Source organism: Pseudomonas sp. J380 (assembly GCF_009827115.1).
In the GTDB taxonomy this organism is placed as follows: Bacteria; Pseudomonadota; Gammaproteobacteria; order Pseudomonadales; family Pseudomonadaceae; genus Aquipseudomonas; species Aquipseudomonas paracarnis.
On the sequence record NZ_CP043060.1, the window covers coordinates 2,955,683 to 2,972,619 of the forward strand.

At 59.5% G+C, this 16,937-nt stretch carries 17 protein-coding genes; 4 read left to right on the forward strand and 13 right to left on the reverse strand.

Annotated features, from left to right (window positions below; all coding sequences use genetic code 11):
* Nucleotides 1-8 precede the first annotated feature (8 nt).
* Together FXO12_RS13335 and FXO12_RS13340 are read left to right on the forward strand one after the other, a co-directional pair.
* On the forward strand, nucleotides 9-1,088 hold the full coding sequence (locus FXO12_RS13335) for a calcium/sodium antiporter (RefSeq protein ID WP_057976859.1): 1,080 nt from the start codon (nucleotides 9-11) through the stop codon (nucleotides 1,086-1,088).
* On the forward strand, nucleotides 1,085-1,468 hold the full coding sequence (locus FXO12_RS13340) for a carboxymuconolactone decarboxylase family protein (RefSeq protein WP_034126296.1): 384 nt from the start codon (nucleotides 1,085-1,087) through the stop codon (nucleotides 1,466-1,468). Before FXO12_RS13335 ends, FXO12_RS13340 begins: the two co-directional genes overlap by 4 nt.
* A 124-nt stretch (nucleotides 1,469-1,592) precedes the next feature.
* On the opposite strand, the gene FXO12_RS13345 is transcribed toward FXO12_RS13340, so the two are convergent.
* The 5 genes from FXO12_RS13345 to kdgD form a co-directional block, all read right to left on the reverse strand.
* The gene (locus FXO12_RS13345; protein ID WP_034126295.1) at nucleotides 1,593-2,534 is read right to left on the reverse strand and encodes an AEC family transporter; all 942 of its coding nucleotides are present in this window, start codon (nucleotides 2,532-2,534) and stop codon (nucleotides 1,593-1,595) included.
* A 219-nt stretch (nucleotides 2,535-2,753) separates the two neighbouring features.
* Nucleotides 2,754-4,307, reverse strand: coding sequence for a galactarate dehydratase (gene garD / locus FXO12_RS13350; protein WP_032903376.1), 1,554 nt, complete (start codon nucleotides 4,305-4,307; stop codon nucleotides 2,754-2,756).
* A 10-nt stretch (nucleotides 4,308-4,317) separates the two neighbouring features.
* Nucleotides 4,318-5,682 (reverse strand): MFS transporter, encoded by a 1,365-nt coding sequence (locus FXO12_RS13355; RefSeq protein WP_003188541.1) that lies wholly within the window; start codon nucleotides 5,680-5,682, stop codon nucleotides 4,318-4,320.
* 183 nt (nucleotides 5,683-5,865) lie between these two features.
* Nucleotides 5,866-7,311 (reverse strand): aldehyde dehydrogenase family protein, encoded by a 1,446-nt coding sequence (locus tag FXO12_RS13360; RefSeq protein ID WP_057976857.1) that lies wholly within the window; start codon nucleotides 7,309-7,311, stop codon nucleotides 5,866-5,868.
* A 54-nt stretch (nucleotides 7,312-7,365) separates the two neighbouring features.
* Nucleotides 7,366-8,277, reverse strand: a complete 912-nt coding sequence (gene kdgD, locus FXO12_RS13365; protein ID WP_003188537.1) for a 5-dehydro-4-deoxyglucarate dehydratase — start codon at nucleotides 8,275-8,277, stop codon at nucleotides 7,366-7,368.
* Between the two features lie 233 nt (nucleotides 8,278-8,510).
* Between kdgD and FXO12_RS13370 the strand changes: the two genes are divergently transcribed.
* A complete protein-coding gene (locus tag FXO12_RS13370; RefSeq protein ID WP_057976855.1) occupies nucleotides 8,511-9,668 on the forward strand; it encodes a hypothetical protein in 1,158 nt (385 codons plus the stop codon).
* Between the two features lie 141 nt (nucleotides 9,669-9,809).
* Here FXO12_RS13370 and FXO12_RS13375 read toward each other — a convergent pair whose 3' ends face one another.
* The 8 genes from FXO12_RS13375 to rplM all read right to left on the reverse strand — a co-directional run bounded on the left by FXO12_RS13375 (nucleotide 9,810) and on the right by rplM (nucleotide 15,607).
* Nucleotides 9,810-10,559: a FadR/GntR family transcriptional regulator gene (locus FXO12_RS13375; protein ID WP_034126291.1), complete on the reverse strand. Its 750-nt coding sequence runs from the start codon at nucleotides 10,557-10,559 to the stop codon at nucleotides 9,810-9,812.
* A gap of 159 nt (nucleotides 10,560-10,718) precedes the next feature.
* A complete protein-coding gene (locus FXO12_RS13380; protein WP_014716912.1) occupies nucleotides 10,719-11,138 on the reverse strand; it encodes a ClpXP protease specificity-enhancing factor in 420 nt (139 codons plus the stop codon).
* Between the two features lie 17 nt (nucleotides 11,139-11,155).
* Nucleotides 11,156-11,773, reverse strand: coding sequence for a glutathione S-transferase N-terminal domain-containing protein (locus FXO12_RS13385; protein ID WP_003188529.1), 618 nt, complete (start codon nucleotides 11,771-11,773; stop codon nucleotides 11,156-11,158).
* Nucleotides 11,774-11,921: 148 nt separating this feature from the next.
* Nucleotides 11,922-12,701 carry a cytochrome c1 gene (locus FXO12_RS13390; protein WP_014716911.1) on the reverse strand — a complete coding sequence of 260 codons (780 nt, stop codon included), beginning with the start codon at nucleotides 12,699-12,701 and terminating at the stop codon, nucleotides 11,922-11,924.
* Nucleotides 12,701-13,912, reverse strand: a complete 1,212-nt coding sequence (locus tag FXO12_RS13395) for a cytochrome bc complex cytochrome b subunit (protein WP_003188526.1) — start codon at nucleotides 13,910-13,912, stop codon at nucleotides 12,701-12,703. Before FXO12_RS13395 ends, FXO12_RS13390 begins: the two co-directional genes overlap by 1 nt.
* Nucleotides 13,912-14,505: a ubiquinol-cytochrome c reductase iron-sulfur subunit gene (gene petA, locus FXO12_RS13400; protein WP_003188524.1), complete on the reverse strand. Its 594-nt coding sequence runs from the start codon at nucleotides 14,503-14,505 to the stop codon at nucleotides 13,912-13,914. The genes FXO12_RS13395 and petA overlap by 1 nt, the downstream gene beginning before the upstream one ends.
* 266 nt (nucleotides 14,506-14,771) lie before the next feature.
* A complete protein-coding gene (gene rpsI / locus FXO12_RS13405) occupies nucleotides 14,772-15,164 on the reverse strand; it encodes a 30S ribosomal protein S9 (RefSeq protein WP_002555064.1) in 393 nt (130 codons plus the stop codon).
* A gap of 14 nt (nucleotides 15,165-15,178) precedes the next feature.
* Nucleotides 15,179-15,607 (reverse strand): 50S ribosomal protein L13, encoded by a 429-nt coding sequence (rplM, locus tag FXO12_RS13410; protein ID WP_003188508.1) that lies wholly within the window; start codon nucleotides 15,605-15,607, stop codon nucleotides 15,179-15,181.
* 250 nt (nucleotides 15,608-15,857) lie between these two features.
* Here rplM and FXO12_RS13415 point away from each other — a divergent pair, with 250 nt between their 5' ends.
* The gene (locus FXO12_RS13415; RefSeq protein ID WP_057976853.1) at nucleotides 15,858-16,898 is read left to right on the forward strand and encodes an NADP(H)-dependent aldo-keto reductase; all 1,041 of its coding nucleotides are present in this window, start codon (nucleotides 15,858-15,860) and stop codon (nucleotides 16,896-16,898) included.
* The last annotated feature ends 39 nt before the right edge of the window (nucleotides 16,899-16,937 follow it).

Genomic DNA, 16,937 nt, shown 5'->3' on the forward strand with positions numbered 1-16,937 from the left:
TTTTCGGATTGAACGCCCTCTCACCCTGGAGCCTGCTCGAACTGGTGGGCGGCCTGATCTTGCTGATCATCGGCGCTGAAATCCTGGTACGCGCCGCAGTACGCCTGGCGGCGAGTCTCAAGGTTCGGCCACTGATCATCGGCTTGAGCATCGTCGCCTTCGGCAGCAGTGCGCCGCAGATGACCGTCAGCCTTCAGGCCACGCTGGCCGGCAACACGGATATCGCTGTGGGCAGTGTCATCGGCAGCAGTATCTTCAACATCCTCGTGACCCTGGGCTTGTCCGCACTGATCATTCCGTTGCGGGTCTCGCGGCAACTGGTGCGCGTAGATATCCCGGTGATGATCGTCGCCGGCCTGCTGGTATTTATCCTGGCGGCTAACGAAATGCTGACGCCCTTCGATGGCGCCGTGCTGCTGGTGGCGCTGGTGGCCTACCTTGGCGTATTGCATTATCAGACGCGTCATTCCCGCCGCCCGCGCACTCTGGACACCGTGGCGAAGGCGCCATGGCTGAGCAGTGTGCTGCTGATGCTCGGCGGTTTGCTGGTGCTGGTGCTGGCCGGGCATTTGTTGCTCGGCGCAGCGGTGGATGTAGCGGGCGATCTCGGATTGTCGGAGCGCGTCATCGGCCTCACGTTGATCGGCGTCGGCACCTCGCTGCCGTGCCTTGCCACATCGCTGATCGCCGCGTTGCGTGGCGAACGGGAGATCGCCGTGGGCAACGTGATCGGCAGCAACTTGTTCAACCTGCTCGGCGTGCTGGGCTTTACCGCACTGGTGGCGCCGACGCCGCTGTCGGTCTCGCCCAACGCCCTGAACTTCGATTTACCGGTGATGCTCGGCGCCATCATCCTGTGCCTGCCGGTGTTCTATACCGGCTATCGGGTAACACGTATCGAAGGGCTGGTGCTGCTGGGGCTGTACCTGGCGTACGGGCTGCATGTCATGGCCTTCACCACTGGCATGCCGCTGGCCAACAAGCTTGAACAATTGATGCTGTATTACGTCCTGCCAGCGTTAGGGGCTCTGCTGTTGTTCACCTCACTGCGCGCCTGGCACCGCCAACACAAGAGGGAATCGCAATGACCGAACAGAAAAAACCCGGGGTTGAAGTACGTCGCCAGGTCATGGGCGATGCGTTCGTCGACCGCGCCCTGGGTAATGCCACGGCGTTCACCCAACCGCTGCAGGACTTCGTCAATGAGCACGCGTGGGGCAGCGTCTGGAACCGCGAAGGGTTACCGCTCAAGACCCGCAGCCTGATCACCCTCGCCGCCCTCACCGCCCTCAAGTGCCCGCAGGAACTCAAGGGCCATGTGCGCGGTGCGCTGAATAATGGCTGTACGGTGGAGGAGATCCGCGAAGCGCTGCTGCATTGCGCGGTGTATGCAGGGGTGCCGGCGGCGATTGATGCGTTTCGGGCGGCGCAGGAAGTGATTGAGGCGTATCAGGCCGATCAGCAGTGACTGTCCTGTAGCTATCGCAGGCCAGCCAACTCCCACACTTGAGGGTATTCACACGCCCACATGTGGGAGCTGGCTTGTCGGGTCGCCGCATCGCTGCGATGGGGCCTCAAGCTGCCCGCCGATTTCAGATCCAACCACCCGCCTGCAACACAAAAATCCCGATATTCGTGGTCACCGCCGCCATCAGCGTGGTGATCACGATAATCGCGGCCGCCAGCTCATGATTACCCTGCGCCGCCCGGGCCATCACAAAGCTTGCGGCGGCGGTCGGCGCACCGAAATACAGAAACAGAATCCCCAACTCCGGCCCTCGGAACCCCAGCAACCACGCGCCCAGGGTGGCGATCACCGGTAGCCAGATCATCTTCATCAGGCTCGCGCTCAACGCCATGTTGCCGCTCTTGCGCAGCGCGGCCATGGACAAGGTGCCACCGATGCAAATCAACGCCAGCGGCAGCGTGGTATCGGACAGGTACTGCAAGGATTTCTCAAGCCAACCGGGCACGCCGATCTGGAAGTACGCGAACGGCGTAGCGACGATCACGCTGATAATCAGCGGGTTGGCCAATACGCTTTTGAAGATGCTCCACGGGTCGGACTTGATCACCGGGCTATAGACCGCCAGCACAATGGTCGACAGCGTGTTGTAAAAGAGGATCACCAGCGCGGCGAGGATCGCGCCCAGGGATATGCCGTAATCGCCGTACATACTGGCCGCCAGTGCCAGGCCGATGACCCCGTTATTGCCACGAAACGCGCCTTGGGCGTAGATGCCTCGGTCTTCGCGCTTGCAGCGAAAGATCGCCCAACCCCAGGCCACGGCAAAGCTCACCAGGGTGGCGACGCAGAAGTAGATGAGCAGGCCCGGCTTGAGCGCCGAGTGCAGGTCGGCATGCAGAATGCCAAGGAACAGCAGCGCCGGCATGGCCACGTTGAACACCAGGGACGATGCGGTGTGGATAAAGTTGTCGTTGATCCAATTGATGCGCTTTAGAAACACGCCCAGGAACAGCATGGCAAACACCGGCGCGGTGATGGTGAGGGTGGTGAGGAAGATTGCCAGCATGCCGGGGAGAACCTTGGTGGGCGTCGTTAGTTGGCTAATGATAAGCCAGTACGAGCGGGTTCGTGTGGGCAACGCCATTCAAATGTGGGAGCTGGCTTGCCGTCGTAGGAGCGAGCTTGCTCGCGAGAAACTCCCAGGCGCCGCGTTCATTCAGTTAACACGCGTTATCGTTGGCGTCTTTCGCGAGCAAGCTCGCTCCTACAGGGTTAGCGCCTGGTTTCAGGTAATCGGCGCCGGGTTGAACAGCGTGATGTCGTTATGCAGCTTATGCCGCTCTGCCCAGGTCTGCTTCTTGCCGCTGGCCACATCCAGATAGAAGTGGAATAGCTCCCAACCCAGCTCCTCGATACTCGCACGCCCCGTCGCAATGCGCCCGGCGTCGATATCGATCAGGTCCGGCCAACGCTGGGCAAGCTCGGTGCGGGTGGAGACCTTCACCACCGGCGCCATCGCCAGCCCATACGGCGTGCCGCGCCCGGTGGTGAACACGTGCAGGTTCATCCCCGCTGCCAGTTGCAAGGTGCCGCAGACAAAATCACTGGCCGGTGTGGCGCAGAAGATCAGGCCCTTTTCCTTGAAGCGCTCGCCAGGGCCAAGTACACCGTTGATTGCACTGCTGCCGGATTTGACGATGGAGCCCAACGACTTTTCGACAATATTCGACAGCCCGCCTTTCTTGTTACCCGGCGTGGTATTGGCGCTGCGGTCTGCCTCGCCCTTGGCCAGGTAACGGTCATACCAGTCCATTTCCCGGACCAGCTCGCGGGCAACGTCCGGGTTCTTCGCGCGTGAGGTCAGCAGGTAAATCGCATCGCGCACTTCAGTCACTTCGGAAAACATCACCGTCGCGCCGGCGCGCAGTAACAGATCCGAGGCATACCCCAGCGCCGGGTTGGCGGTGATGCCGGAAAACGCATCGCTGCCGCCGCACTGCATTCCCAGGATCAACTCGGAGGCCGGCACGGTTTCGCGGCGACGCTGGTTGAGTTTTTTCAAGCGCACGTCGGCCAGGGCCATGATCTGCTCGATCATTTCGGTAAAACCATGGCTGGAATCTTGCAAGCGATACAGCCACGGCTCGCTCAGGTCCACGGAGCTGTCGTTGTCGTGCATCACCTGGCCGGCCTGGAGCTTTTCACAGCCCAGGCTGATCACCAAGGCTTCGCCGCCCAGATTGGGGTTGCGCGCCAGGTTGCGCACGGTGCGGATGGGAATGTAGGCATCCGTCGCCGTAATCGCCACGCCGCAGCCGTAGCTGTGGGTCAGCGCCACCACGTCATCGACATGCGGGTACTGGGGCAGCAACTCGTCCTTGATGCGCTTGACCGCATGGTCCAGCACGCCGGTAACGCATTGCACGGTGGTGGTAATGCCGAGGATGTTGCGCGTGCCCACGGTGCCGTCCGCATTGCGATAGCCCTCGAAGGTAAACCCCTCCAGGGGCGCCTGGGTTTCAGGCACCTCGGTGGACAGCGGCAAGCTGTCCAGCGGCGGTGCGGTGGGCATGCGCAACTGGTCCTCCTGCACCCAACTGCCACGCGGAATCGGCGCCAGGGCATAACCGATGGTCTGGCCGTAGCGAATAATCTGGCCGCCCTCGGGGATGTCTTCCAGCGTCACCTTGTGGCTCTGCGGGATGAAATCCACGGTGACCAGGCCGTCGGGAAACTCGGTACCGGCGGGTACCCCTTGATCGTTCACCACGATCACCACATTGTCGCGCTCGTGCAAACGGATCGAGCGCGGCGAGTCGGCATGTTCAATCAACTGCATCACACGAACCTCAGGAATGCGCTTGAGAAAGGTTGGTCAACTCAGGGCCCTGGGTAGGCGGCTCCTTGAGCACCACGCGCTTGATCGGGCCGACAATCACCAAGTAACTGAACACCGCCACCAGCGCGTTGGCGCCCACGAACACCAGCGCCCATTTGAACGAGCCGGTGGTGCTGATGATGTAGCCAATCACAATCGGCGTGGTGATCGAGGCCAGGTTACCGAAGGTGTTGAACAAGCCGCCACTGAGGCCTGCGATTTGTTTCGGTGAGGTGTCGGACACCACCGCCCAACCCAGTGCGCCAACGCCTTTGCCGAAGAAGGCCAAGGCCATGAAGCCCACCACCATCCATTCGATGTCCACGTAATTGCACGCCACGATGCTGCTGGAAATCAGCAGTCCACCGATGATCGGCGCCTTGCGTGCGAAGGTCAGCGAATGGCCTTTGCGCAGCAGGTAGTCGGAAATCACCCCGCCGAGCACTCCGCCGATAAAGCCGCAGATCGCCGGTAACGAGGCAATGAAGCCGGCCTTGAGGATGGTCATGCCACGCTCCTGCACCAGGTACACCGGAAACCAGGTCAGGAAGAAGTAGGTGATGCCGTTGATGCAGTACTGGCCCAGGTAGACGCCGAGCATCATGCGGTTGGTCAGGAGCTGGCGGATGTAATCCCACTTCGGCCCGTCGGTTTTCTTACCCTTGCCCTTGTCCTGATCCATATCGACCATCGCGCCATTGGCGGCGATGTGATTGAACTCGGCCTCGTTGATCATCGGATGCTGGCGCGGGCTGTGGATAACTTTCAGCCAGATCAGCGAGAAAACAATGCCGATCACGCCCATCACGATAAACACGTGCTGCCAGCCGAAGCGATAGACGATCCAGCCCATCAACGGCGCGAACAACACCGTGGCGAAGTACTGGGCCGAGTTGAAGATCGCCGACGCAGTGCCGCGTTCAGCCGTAGGAAACCACGCCGCAACAATACGGGCATTTCCAGGAAACGACGGCGCCTCGGCCAAGCCCACCATGAAGCGCAGCATAAACAGCGCGACCACCGCAGTGGAGACGCCAAACTCACCGACATAGCCTTGCAGCACGGTGAACAGCGACCAGGTGAAGATGCTCAGGGCATAGACTTTTTTCGAGCCGAAACGGTCGAGCAGCCAGCCACCGGGAATTTGCCCGGCCACGTAGGCCCAACCGAATGCAGAGAAGATATAACCGAGGGTGACCGCGTCGATACCGAGGTCTTTTTGCAGGCTGGAGCCGGCGATAGCGATGGTGGCCCGGTCGGCGTAGTTGATCGTGGTCACCAGGAACAGCATGAGCAGGATCAAATAGCGGACGTGGGTCGGCTTGGTCGCTTGCATGTAGAAGTACTCCCACTAATTATTTTTTTTGCGGGTAATGATTTTGTATTGCCTGGTTGCGCCTCCCTGTAGGAGCGAGCTTGCTCGCGAAGAACTTCAACGATCACGCGGGCATTCAGGATGCACGCGGTGAATTTGAGCTTTTCGCGAGCAAGCTCGCTCCTACAGAGAGGATGCTGCGTGTTACGAACCGATGTAGCTGGTTTTCACCACGGTGTAGAACTCTTGCGCATAGCGACCCTGCTCACGCGAACCGTAGGATGAACCCTTACGGCCACCAAATGGAACGTGGTAATCCACCCCCGCCGTCGGCAGGTTGACCATCACCATCCCAGCCTGGGAGTGGCGCTTGAAGTGGTTGGCATATTTGAGCGAGGTGGTGGCGATGCCGGCCGACAAGCCGAACTCGGTGTCATTGGCCATGGCCAGCGCCGCCTCGTAGTCCGCCACGCGCACCACGTTGGCCACCGGGCCGAAGATCTCTTCACGGCTGATGCGCATGGCCGCTTCACTGTCGGCAAACAGTGTGGGCGCCAGGTAATAGCCTTCGGTGTCGCAGGTCACCAGGCCGCCCCCACTCACCAGCCGGGCACCTTCGCTCTGGCCGATGTCGATGTATTTCAGGTCCTGATCCAACTGGGCCTGGGATACCACCGGGCCAATATCGGTGCCGCTATTCAAAGCGTGGCCCACCTTGATCGACTTCATGCGCTCGGCCATGGCGGCGACAAACTGGTCGTGGATCCCCGCGGTGACAATCAAGCGGCTCGAGGCCGTGCAACGCTGGCCGGTAGAGTAGAACGCACTCTGTACCGACAGCTCGACAGCCTGCTTGAGGTCGGCATCGTCGAGAATGATTTGCGGGTTCTTGCCACCCATCTCCAACTGCACCTTGGCCTGGCGCGATACACAACTGACCGCGATCTGACGCCCAACGCCCACCGACCCGGTGAAACTGATGCCATCGACTTTCGGGCTGTTGACCAACACGTCGCCGACCACACGGCCACTGCCCATCACCAGGTTGAACACACCGGCGGGGAAACCGGCGCGGGAGATGATTTCGGCCAAGGCCCAGGCGCAGCCCGGCACCAGCTCGGCAGGCTTGATCACCACGCAGTTGCCGTAGGCCAGGGCCGGGGCGATTTTCCACGCGGGGATGGCGATCGGGAAATTCCACGGGGTGATCAGACCCACCACACCGAGGGCTTCGCGGGTCACTTCAACGTTGACGCCCGGGCGCACCGAAGGCAAGTAATCGCCCGAGAGGCGCAAGCACTCACCGGCGAAGAATTTGAAGATATTGCCGGCGCGGGTCACTTCGCCAATGGCTTCAGGCAGGGTCTTGCCCTCTTCGCGGGCCAGCAGGGTGCCGAGTTCTTCGCGACGGGCGAGGATCTCGCTGCCGACTTTATCCAGCGCATCGTGACGCGCCTGGATACCGGAGGTGGACCACGCCGGGAACGCGGCGCGGGCAGCGTCGATGGCCGCGTTGACTTGGGCCACGTCGGCTTTGGCGTATTCGCCAATGGCGTCGGACACATCCGACGGGTTGATGTTGGTGCAGTAGTCGGCGCCGGTTACCCATTCGCCATTGATGTAGTTCTCAAAACGCTTTGCCTGGGACACGAATCTTCTCCTGACGCAAAAGGCCGCTGATTGCTCAGCGGCCTTGTGGATAATTTATTGCGCGCCTTGCTTGTCGATCAGCGCGGCGAGGGCTTCGTACTCTTCCGGCAGCAGGTCGGTCAGTGGCGTGCGCACCGGGCCTGCGTCATAACCGACGATTTTCGCACCGGCCTTGACGATGCTCACCGCGTAACCGGCCTTGCGGTTACGGATATCCAGGTATGGCAGGAAGAAGTCGTCAATGATCTTGCCAACGGTGGCGTGATCTTCGCGGGCAATGGCGTGGTAGAAATCCATCGCAGTCTTGGGGATGAAGTTGAACACCGCCGAGGAGTACACCGGCACGCCCAGGGCCTTGTAGGCCGCGGCGTAAACCTCTGCGGTCGGCAAGCCACCGAGGTAGCTGAAACGGTCGCCCAGGCGACGGCGGATCGACACCATCAGCTCGATATCACCCAGGCCATCCTTGTAGCCGATCAGGTTCGGGCAGCGCTCGGCCAGGCGCTCCAGCAGCGGTGCGGTCAGGCGGCAGACATTGCGGTTGTACACCACCACGCCGATCTTGACCGACTTGCACACGGCTTCAACGTGGGCGGCAACCCCGTCCTGGCTGGCTTCGGTGAGGTAGTGCGGCAGCAGCAACAGACCTTTGGCGCCGAGGCGTTCGGCCTCTTGGGCATACTCGATGGCCTGGCGGGTGGCACCGCCTACACCGGCCAGGATCGGCACGCTGGACGCACAGGTATCCACGGCGGTTTTCACCACCTGGGAATATTCGCTGGCCGCCAGGGAGAAAAACTCACCTGTGCCACCTGCGGCGAACAAGGCGCTGGCGCCATAAGGGGCCAGCCATTCCAGGCGCTTGATGTAACCCGCCTGGTGGAAATCACCCTGGGCGTTGAAATCGGTCACCGGGAAAGACAGCAGACCGTGGGAGAGGATGGACTTCAGTTCTTGTGGATTCATTATTCGAACACCCTGGGCGAAGACTTTCTAACGAAAGGTTGTTGTTGGTTTTGATGATGTCGTACGTCATCGTACAACTATAAATAGATTCGTCAACTGCAATTCATCCGGCGTCATCCCGCGAAGGCTTAAGACGCGGCTCTTGACGTAGGAAATTTCTCACATATGATTCAGAAAGCTGTATGCATATACAGTTATCACGGAAGATTCCTACGACATAGCAAGGAGCTAACATGTCAGGTCTTGAACTCGCAGCACCCGAAAAAACACCACCTACCCTGCGCTTCGAAGGCGGTGAACACACCGCCATCGGCGATGACACCCTGCTTCGCTTCGTCAAGGACGCCCCGGCCATTCCTGCGCGCCAAGTCGAACTGCACCTGCCCAACGGGCTTGCGCTGACCTATGGCCAAGTGATCGCCCTGGGCGGCGACTTCTATGGCATCCCCGGCCAACCGATCAGCGAGGGCAATTCTCCGGCCGAGCGCGTGCAACGCTTCACCGCGGCCTTCAATTCTCTTGCCGTGTTGCCTGCTTCACGGGAAGAAGCGCAGAAGATCCTGGCGGTGATGCAAAAGGAGATCAACGCCGTCAACCAGGCGATCAAGGACGGCAAACAGCCTCATGAAGCCTATGACGCCTTGGGAGATACGTTGTCGGAGGAGTGGAACCGTATTACCGGTGGGGGCAGTGCTGTTTCGGCCCTCGTGCCGCTGGGCCGCTACCTGAAGCTGGCAGCGGACAACGCCGACCACTTCGGTGAATGGGCCCTGTCCGCCTACTTGGCCGGCCATACGGCAGCCTTGCAACAGGCAGTAGTGGCCCATCAGACCGGCACCGACCAGGCCCTGGAATTGGCCTACGCCATGAACAGCTTTGCCGATCATTTTTTGACCGACCTGTTTTCCGCCGGCCACCTGCGGGTACCGCGCAAACAACTGGCAGCGGTCGTGACGCCTGGAGAACTCGGCTCGCTGATCAGCCGCTTCATGCACGATGAAGACAGCAAATTCGGGCTCAAGGTGCGCAATGCCATGGGCGCTCAGTGGCATGCCTACGGCGACAAGCGCTACTTCGACAGCATCGACGCCGACAATCGCGTGCAGGTCAAACAGGCGGTACAGGCCTCGGCAGATGAAATCTTCGAAACCTTCATCAGCGGTATCGCGCCCTTCCCGGCTGAATTCAAGGCACCGCTGTATGTGCCCGACCTGAACGCCGCGCAAAACCCGACGAATAACTTCTCGCCGCTGTTCAAGATGGAGGGGGACAAGGTGCTGCGGCGCAAGGACGTCAACGATTTGAACGACAAGCACTGGACCAATGATTGGTGGGGGTGGAGTACGTACTTGCTGCTTAAAGACTACAAGCCAAACCAACCCGTCAACTAACGGCTGGCATGATCGTTCCCACGCTCTGCGTGGGAATACAGCCTATGACGCTCCGGGTCACCCTGCGAGGGCTTGAGAAGTTCACGCGCATCGGGACGCGGAGCGTCCATAGAGGCGTTACCACGCAGAGCGTGGGAACGATCAGACCCGCTGCGCCTCTGCCTCTTCATGGGCATGGCGCAGTCGTTCGCGACTGTTGGTCAAATGCAAGCGCATCGCAGCCCGCGCCGCATCCGAATCCTGGCGGGCTATCGCCTCGTAGATCTCTTCGTGTTCGCGGCTCAAGCGGCTCATGTAGTGCTGTTGATCATCATGGGCCAGGCGCGCCGAATTCAGGCGGGTACGCGGAATGATGCTGGTGCCCAGGTGGGTCATGATGTCGGTGAAGTAGCGGTTGCCGGTAGACAGTGCAATTTCCAGGTGGAAGGCAAAGTCCGACGCCACCGCATCGCCGGCGTGGGCCGCACTCTCATTCAAGGCATCGAGGGCCGCACGCATGGCCGCCAGTTGCTCATCGCTGCGACGCAGCGCCGCGAGGCCCGCAGACTCCACTTCCAGGCTGATACGCAGCTCCAGAATCGCCAGCACATCGCGCAAGGTCACCACGGTGGCCGGGTCTATGCGAAAACCGCTGGGGCTTGGCGTGTCCAGCACGAAGGTGCCGATACCGTGGCGAGTCTCGACCTGCCCCGCCGCTTGCAGGCGCGAGATGGCTTCACGCACCACCGTCCGACTGACGCCGTGGGCATCCATGATCGCCGACTCGGTGGGCAACTTGTCGCCGCGTTTGAGCTGGCCATCGCGGATCTGCTCGGACAACACCGTGACCAATTCCTGGGCAAGGCTGCGGCGCTTGCGGGGAAGACGTGGGGCGGCGCTGGCGTTTTCCATGATGAACCATCTTTCTCGACGAACTAAAGACCGCATCATAGCCCATGGTGGTTGTACGATCACCGTTCTGGCGCGACTTTCATCCATATCCTTCACGCAAAAAAAATGCCCCGACAGACGTCGGGGCATTTTTCAGATGGATCTGTAAGCGAAATCCGCCTACTTCACCACTTTCAAGCTTGGCCGACCGCTAGGGCGCGGCGGCTCGGTATCCGGTGGCGGTACATCATCACCGTCTTCGCCTTCGATCGTTTCGTCATCCTCCAAAGGCGACTCCAGATCGAACACCATACCCTGGCCATTTTCCCGGGCGTAGATCCCGAGGATGGCACCGATGGGCACGAACAGCGTATGGGGCACACCGCCGAAACGCCCTTCGAAGCTCACCGCTTCGTTGTCCATGTGCAGGTGGCGCACGGCACTGGGCGATACGTTCAGCACAATCTGTCCGTCACTGGCAAAACCCTGGGGTACCTGAACCGCAGGAAATTCGGAATTGACCAGCATGTGCGGGGTGCAATCGTTGTCCACAATCCACTCATAGAGCGCGCGGACCAGGTAAGGTCGACTGGAGTTCATCAACGGCTCCTTAAGCCTTAGCGCATATCACGTTCGGCACCAGACAGACTTGCCTGGAAAGCCTCACGCGCAAACTGGCGCTCCATGTAATCAAGCAACGGCTTGGCCGGCCGTGGCAGTTCAATGCCCAGAATCGGCAAGCGCCAGAGTATGGGTAATAGGCAGCAATCCACCAAGCTTTGTTCCTCACTGAGGAAAAAAGGTTTATCGGCGAACAACGGCGAAACGCCGGTGAGGCTCTCGCGCAATTCCTTGCGCGCCTGCACACGAGCGGCTTCTTTGGAACGCGAATCCAGGATCACATCCACCAACCCGCACCAGTCACGCTGGATCCGATGGATCAGCAGGCGGCTGTTGGCACGCGCCACCGGGTACACCGGCAGCAAAGGCGGATGAGGGTAACGCTCATCCAAGTATTCCATCACCACGGTCGACTCCCACAACGCCAGGTCACGATCGACCAGGGTGGGCAAGCTGCCGTAAGGGTTCACTTCGATCAGCTTCGGCGGCTGACGGCCCGCCTCCACACTGATGATCTCGGCGCTGACACCCTTCTCTGCGAGCACGATGCGTACTCGGTGGGAATAGTGGTCGGCGGGGTCGGAGTAACAGGCCAACCGGTTGGTCACGCCCATGGCGGTCCTCCTCGCTTGTTGAAATTATCGAAAGCTCAAAAACGAGCGCGCCCAGAAAGCATCCCTGTAACGTCCGGTTCAAACCGACGCTACGTGTTCAGAGATGCCGCTGGGCGCGCAAGATTAACAGCAATTGCTTACGGTTGGATCAATGCACATCCTTCCAGTATTCACGCTTGAGCAAATAAGCGAATACAAAGAAGAAAGCCAGGTACAGCAAGACGTAGGTACCGATGCGCTGATGCTGCAGTTTGACCGGGTTGGCCGAGTAGGCCAGGAAGGTCACCAGGTTCTTGACCTTCTCGTCGAACTGCTCTTCGTTCAGCGTACCGGTCTTGGGCACGATGGTCAGTTGATCGCACGCTTCATGGGTCAGCGGCGTGCCGGTCAACGGATCATATTGCTTCTTGCCGTCTTCAACGACCTGAACCTGTTTGCATCCTACCACCTGGCGCCCCTGCAGGCCGACCAGAACGTTCGGCATGCCGACGTTCGGGAAGACTTTGTTGTTCACGCCATAGGGGCGTGCAGGGTCTTCGTAGAAGGATTTGAGGTAACCGTAGAGCCAGTCGGTACCGCGTACACGAGCCACCAGGGTGAGGTCGGGCGGCGCGGCGCCGAACCAGGTCTTGGCGTCGGCCGGTTGCATGCCGATGTTCATGTGGTCGCCGATCTTGGCACCCGTGAACACCGCGTGGCTGAGCATCACTTCATGGGGAATGCCCAGGTCATCGGCAACGCGCTCGTACCGTTGGAACTTGGCGCTGTGGCACCCCATGCAGTAGTTGGTGAATGTACGCAGCCCATCCTGCATGGCGGCTTTGTCAGACACATCGATATCGACTTTTTCCAGCTGCGCACCATGTTCGGCAGCGAAGGACAGTAGCGGCAGCGCCGCAAGCACGAATGCAACGAGTAATTTTTTCATCAGCCAGTCACCCTTTCCGGAACCGGTTTGGTCTTCTCGAGCCGGGTATAGAACGGCATCAGAATAAAGTAGGCGAAGTACAGGAAGGTGCAGACCTGCGACAGCAAGGTCCGTTCAGGGGTGGGCGCCAATACACCCAACACACCCAGGATCACGAACGAAATGCAGAACACCCACAGCCAGATCTTGCTCAGCCAGCCTTTGTAGCGCATTGACTTGACCGGGCTACGGTCGAGCCACGGCAGCACGAACAGCACCGCGATGGCCGCGCCCATGGCGATCACGCCCATGAGTTTGTCGGGGATCGCACGCAAGATCGCGTAGAACGGCGTGAAGTACCAGACCGGGGCAATGTGCTCAGGTGTCTTGAAGGCGTTGGCCTGTTCGAAGTTAGGCTTCTCCAGGAAATAACCACCCATCTCCGGGAAAAAGAACACGATCGAGCAGAACACAAACAGGAACACGACCACGCCGACAATGTCTTTCACGGTGTAGTACGGGTGGAACGGAATGCCATCCAGCGGGATGCCGTTTTCGTCCTTGTGCTTCTTGATGTCCACGCCATCCGGGTTGTTGGAACCCACTTCGTGCAGCGCCAGGATATGCAATACCACCAGACCCAGGATCACGATCGGCAAGGCCACCACGTGCAAGGCGAAGAAGCGGTTCAGGGTGATGCCGGAGATCAGGTAGTCACCACGAATCCACTGGGTCAGGTCGTTGCCGATCACCGGGATTGCGCCGAACAGCGAGATGATCACCTGGGCGCCCCAGTAAGACATCTGGCCCCAAGGTAGCAGGTAGCCCATGAAGGCTTCGGCCATCAGCGCCAGATAGATCAACATGCCGAAGACCCACACCAGCTCACGGGGCTTCTGGTACGAGCCGTAGAGCAGGCCGCGGAACATGTGCAGGTAGACGACGATAAAGAACGCCGACGCGCCGGTGGAGTGCAGCAGGCGCAGGATCGAGCCGTACTCGACATCACGCATGATGTATTCGACAGAGGCAAACGCCTCTTCCGCCGACGGCGTGTAGCTCATCGTCAACCACACGCCGGTGACGATCTGGTTGACCAGCACCAACAGGGCCAGGGAGCCGAAGAAGTAGAAGAAGTTGAAGTTTTTCGGCGCGTAATATTTGCTGAGATGGTCTTCCCACATTTTAGTGGCGGGGAAGCGCGCATCCACCCAATCCATGAACTTGCTCATCACGCGTTCTCCTTGTCGAGGCCAATGACAATGATGTCGTCAGATTCGTAATTGTGAGGAGGAACCGGCAGGTTCAGGGGGGCGGGCTGGGATTTGTAGACGCGGCCCGCAAGGTCATAGTGAGAACCGTGGCACGGGCAGAAATAACCGCCGACCCAGTCTTTGCCCAAATCGACAGGCGCCACTTCCGGGCGGAAGGTAGGTGAGCAACCCAGATGGGTACAAAGACCAACCAGCAGCAGAATCTCTGGCTTGATCGAACGTGCTTCGTTCTTGGCGTAGGCGGGCTGGTCGGACTTTTCGGATGTCGGGTCAGACAGCTGGCCTTCGATCTTCTTCAGATTCCCCAGGATTTCCTCGGTACGACGAACAATGAAAACCGGCTGGCCGCGCCACTCAGCAATCATCTGCTGGCCTGGCTCGATCTTGCTGACATTCACCTTCACCGGTGCACCTGCGGCTTTCGCCTTGGCACTGGGAAACCATGACCCCACGAACGGGACCGCAGCCCCCACCGCTCCTGCAGCACCCACCACGGATGTGGCTGCTACCAAGAAGCGACGCCGGCCTGCATTCACGCCGTCATTGCTCATTCAGTCCTCTCCCATCAGCTTTTTGGCCTGTTAAATCAGGCGTCTACTAAGTGTTGAATCTTTACTTATAAAAATTTTGACGGATGGTAATGAAAAGCCCCACGTATGACAAGGGAATTGCCCGGGGCTCCGTCTCCAGGCCTTGTAGTATAGGGGGTCTACGGATGTGGCAAGTTGTCACGGCGAAAAATGTGCATAAATCACAGGCAATAAAAAACGCCCAGCTCCGTGAGGAGGCTGGGCGTTTTTGTGGAACGTAAAGCGAATTAACGCTTCGAGTACTGCGGACGCTTACGCGCTTTACGCAGACCGACTTTCTTACGTTCAACTTCACGAGCATCGCGAGTCACGAAGCCAGCTTTGCGCAGAGCGCCACGCAGGGTTTCGTCGTACTGCATCAGAGCGCGAGTGATACCGTGGCGGATTGCGCCAGCTTGACCACTTACACCGCCACCGATAACGGTGACGTAGATGTCGAACTTTTCAACGGTCTCGGTCAATTCCAGCGGCTGACGAACTACCATGCGGGCAGTTTCGCGACCGAAGAAGTTGTCCAGGGAGCGGTTGTTGATCGAGATGTTACCAGTGCCCGGACGCAGGAAAACGCGTGCGGTTGCGGTTTTGCGACGGCCAGTGCCGTAATTTTGAGTCGCCGACATAATGAACTATTCCGTTAAAACTTCAGTTCTTGGGGCTGCTGAGCAGCATGAGGGTGTACAGCGCCCGCATAGACTTTCAGCTTGCGAAACATATCGCGACCCAGTGGGCCCTTAGGCAGCATGCCTTTGACCGCGATTTCGATCGGGGCTTCAGGCTTCTTGGCAATCAGGCCTTCGAAGTTGGAAGACTTGATACCGCCTGGGAAACCGGAGTGACGGTAGTACATTTTGTCGCTTGCTTTGTTGCCGGTTACACGAACCTGCTCAGCATTGATGATGACGATGTAGTCGCCGGTATCAACGTGCGGGGTGTATTCAGGCTTGTGCTTGCCACGCAGACGGCTGGCGACTTCAGTGGCCAGACGACCCAGGGTCTGACCAGCGGCGTCGACGACAAACCAGTCGCGCTGAACTGTTTCCGGTTTTGCAGTAAAAGTTGTCATTCTTTAATAGCCTCAGGGGCCGCCTGTAAATTTAGACGGCGGATCTTACTGAATAGTGCGTACTTTGACAAGGTCAAAGGCAGCCGGATACAGACGCTATCGGGGGCTCGGGTCGGCGCGTCCGTTCAACGGCAAGATTCTTCGGCAGGCGGCGCATCACTTCCACTGCAGAAAGAGGTGGGCAATTATGCAGATTGCGAAAAAAAATTCAACCTGCTTTTATGATTGTTTTCCCCCGAAGGAGTACCCGATGGATTACCGACAGCTGGGCCGCACCGATCTGAATGTCAGCGCGATCGCGTTGGGCACCATGACCTGGGGCGAGCAGAACAGCGAGGCAGAGGCCTTCGCGCAGGTCGAACGGGCCAAGGCCGCGGGGATCAACTTCCTCGACACTGCAGAAATGTACCCGGTGCCGCCCAAGGCCGACACCTACGCCACCACCGAGCGCTACATCGGCAACTACTTCAAAAGCCGTGGTGACCGCGCCGACTGGATCCTTGCCAGCAAAATCGCCGGCCCCGGCAACACCATCGACTACATCCGCGATGGCCACCTGCGCCACAACCGCAAGCACATCGGCGCAGCCCTCGACGCCAGCCTCAAGCGCCTGCAGACCGACTGGATCGACCTCTACCAACTGCATTGGCCGGAGCGCAGCACCAACTTCTTCGGCCAGTTGAGCTACAAGCACAAGGACGAAGACGACCTCACGCCACTGGAGGAAACGCTCGAAGCCCTGGATGAACAGGTGAAGGCCGGCAAGATCCGCCACATTGGCCTGTCCAACGAAACGCCGTGGGGCACCATGAAGTTCCTCGCCCTGGCCGAAGCCCGCGGCTGGCCACGTGCAGTGTCGATCCAGAACCCCTACAACCTGCTCAACCGCAGCTTTGAAGTGGGCTTGGCAGAGGTTGCCATTCGTGAGCAGTGCGGCTTGCTGGCCTATTCGCCTTTGGCGTTCGGCATGCTCAGTGGCAAGTATGAAGACGGCGCACGTCCGGCCAAGGCGCGCCTGACCGAGTACAGCCGTTTCAGCCGCTACTTCAACCCGCAATCGGAAGCGGCGTGCAGCCGATATGTGGCGTTGGCGCGCAAGCATGGCCTGGACCCGGCGCAGATGGCGCTGGCGTTTGTGACACAGCAGCCGTTTGTGACCAGCAATATCATTGGGGCCACATCACTGGAACAACTGGACAGCAACATCGCCAGTGCCGAACTGAAATTGTCGAAAGAGGTGCTGGAAGGGATTGAGGCGATTCAGAAGGATCATCCGAATCCAGCACCTTGATTGATCCGCACTGATCGTTCCCACGCTCTGCGTGGGAAT

Excerpts from the sequence above, each read along its gene's own strand:
- FXO12_RS13340 (WP_034126296.1), top strand. The coding sequence starts at position 1,085 with ATGACCGAACAGAAAAAACCCGGGGTTGAAGTACGTCGCCAGGTCATG.
- FXO12_RS13345 (WP_034126295.1), bottom strand. The coding sequence starts at position 2,534 with ATGCTGGCAATCTTCCTCACCACCCTCACCATCACCGCGCCGGTGTTT.
- garD (WP_032903376.1), bottom strand. The coding sequence starts at position 4,307 with ATGCAGTTGATTGAACATGCCGACTCGCCGCGCTCGATCCGTTTGCAC.
- FXO12_RS13355 (WP_003188541.1), bottom strand. The coding sequence starts at position 5,682 with ATGCAAGCGACCAAGCCGACCCACGTCCGCTATTTGATCCTGCTCATG.
- kdgD (WP_003188537.1), bottom strand. The coding sequence starts at position 8,277 with ATGAATCCACAAGAACTGAAGTCCATCCTCTCCCACGGTCTGCTGTCT.
- FXO12_RS13370 (WP_057976855.1), top strand. The coding sequence starts at position 8,511 with ATGTCAGGTCTTGAACTCGCAGCACCCGAAAAAACACCACCTACCCTG.
- FXO12_RS13375 (WP_034126291.1), bottom strand. The coding sequence starts at position 10,559 with ATGGAAAACGCCAGCGCCGCCCCACGTCTTCCCCGCAAGCGCCGCAGC.
- FXO12_RS13380 (WP_014716912.1), bottom strand. The coding sequence starts at position 11,138 with ATGAACTCCAGTCGACCTTACCTGGTCCGCGCGCTCTATGAGTGGATT.
- FXO12_RS13385 (WP_003188529.1), bottom strand. The coding sequence starts at position 11,773 with ATGGGCGTGACCAACCGGTTGGCCTGTTACTCCGACCCCGCCGACCAC.
- FXO12_RS13390 (WP_014716911.1), bottom strand. The coding sequence starts at position 12,701 with ATGAAAAAATTACTCGTTGCATTCGTGCTTGCGGCGCTGCCGCTACTG.
- FXO12_RS13395 (WP_003188526.1), bottom strand. The coding sequence starts at position 13,912 with ATGAGCAAGTTCATGGATTGGGTGGATGCGCGCTTCCCCGCCACTAAA.
- petA (WP_003188524.1), bottom strand. The coding sequence starts at position 14,505 with ATGAGCAATGACGGCGTGAATGCAGGCCGGCGTCGCTTCTTGGTAGCA.
- rpsI (WP_002555064.1), bottom strand. The coding sequence starts at position 15,164 with ATGTCGGCGACTCAAAATTACGGCACTGGCCGTCGCAAAACCGCAACC.
- rplM (WP_003188508.1), bottom strand. The coding sequence starts at position 15,607 with ATGACAACTTTTACTGCAAAACCGGAAACAGTTCAGCGCGACTGGTTT.
- FXO12_RS13415 (WP_057976853.1), top strand. The coding sequence starts at position 15,858 with ATGGATTACCGACAGCTGGGCCGCACCGATCTGAATGTCAGCGCGATC.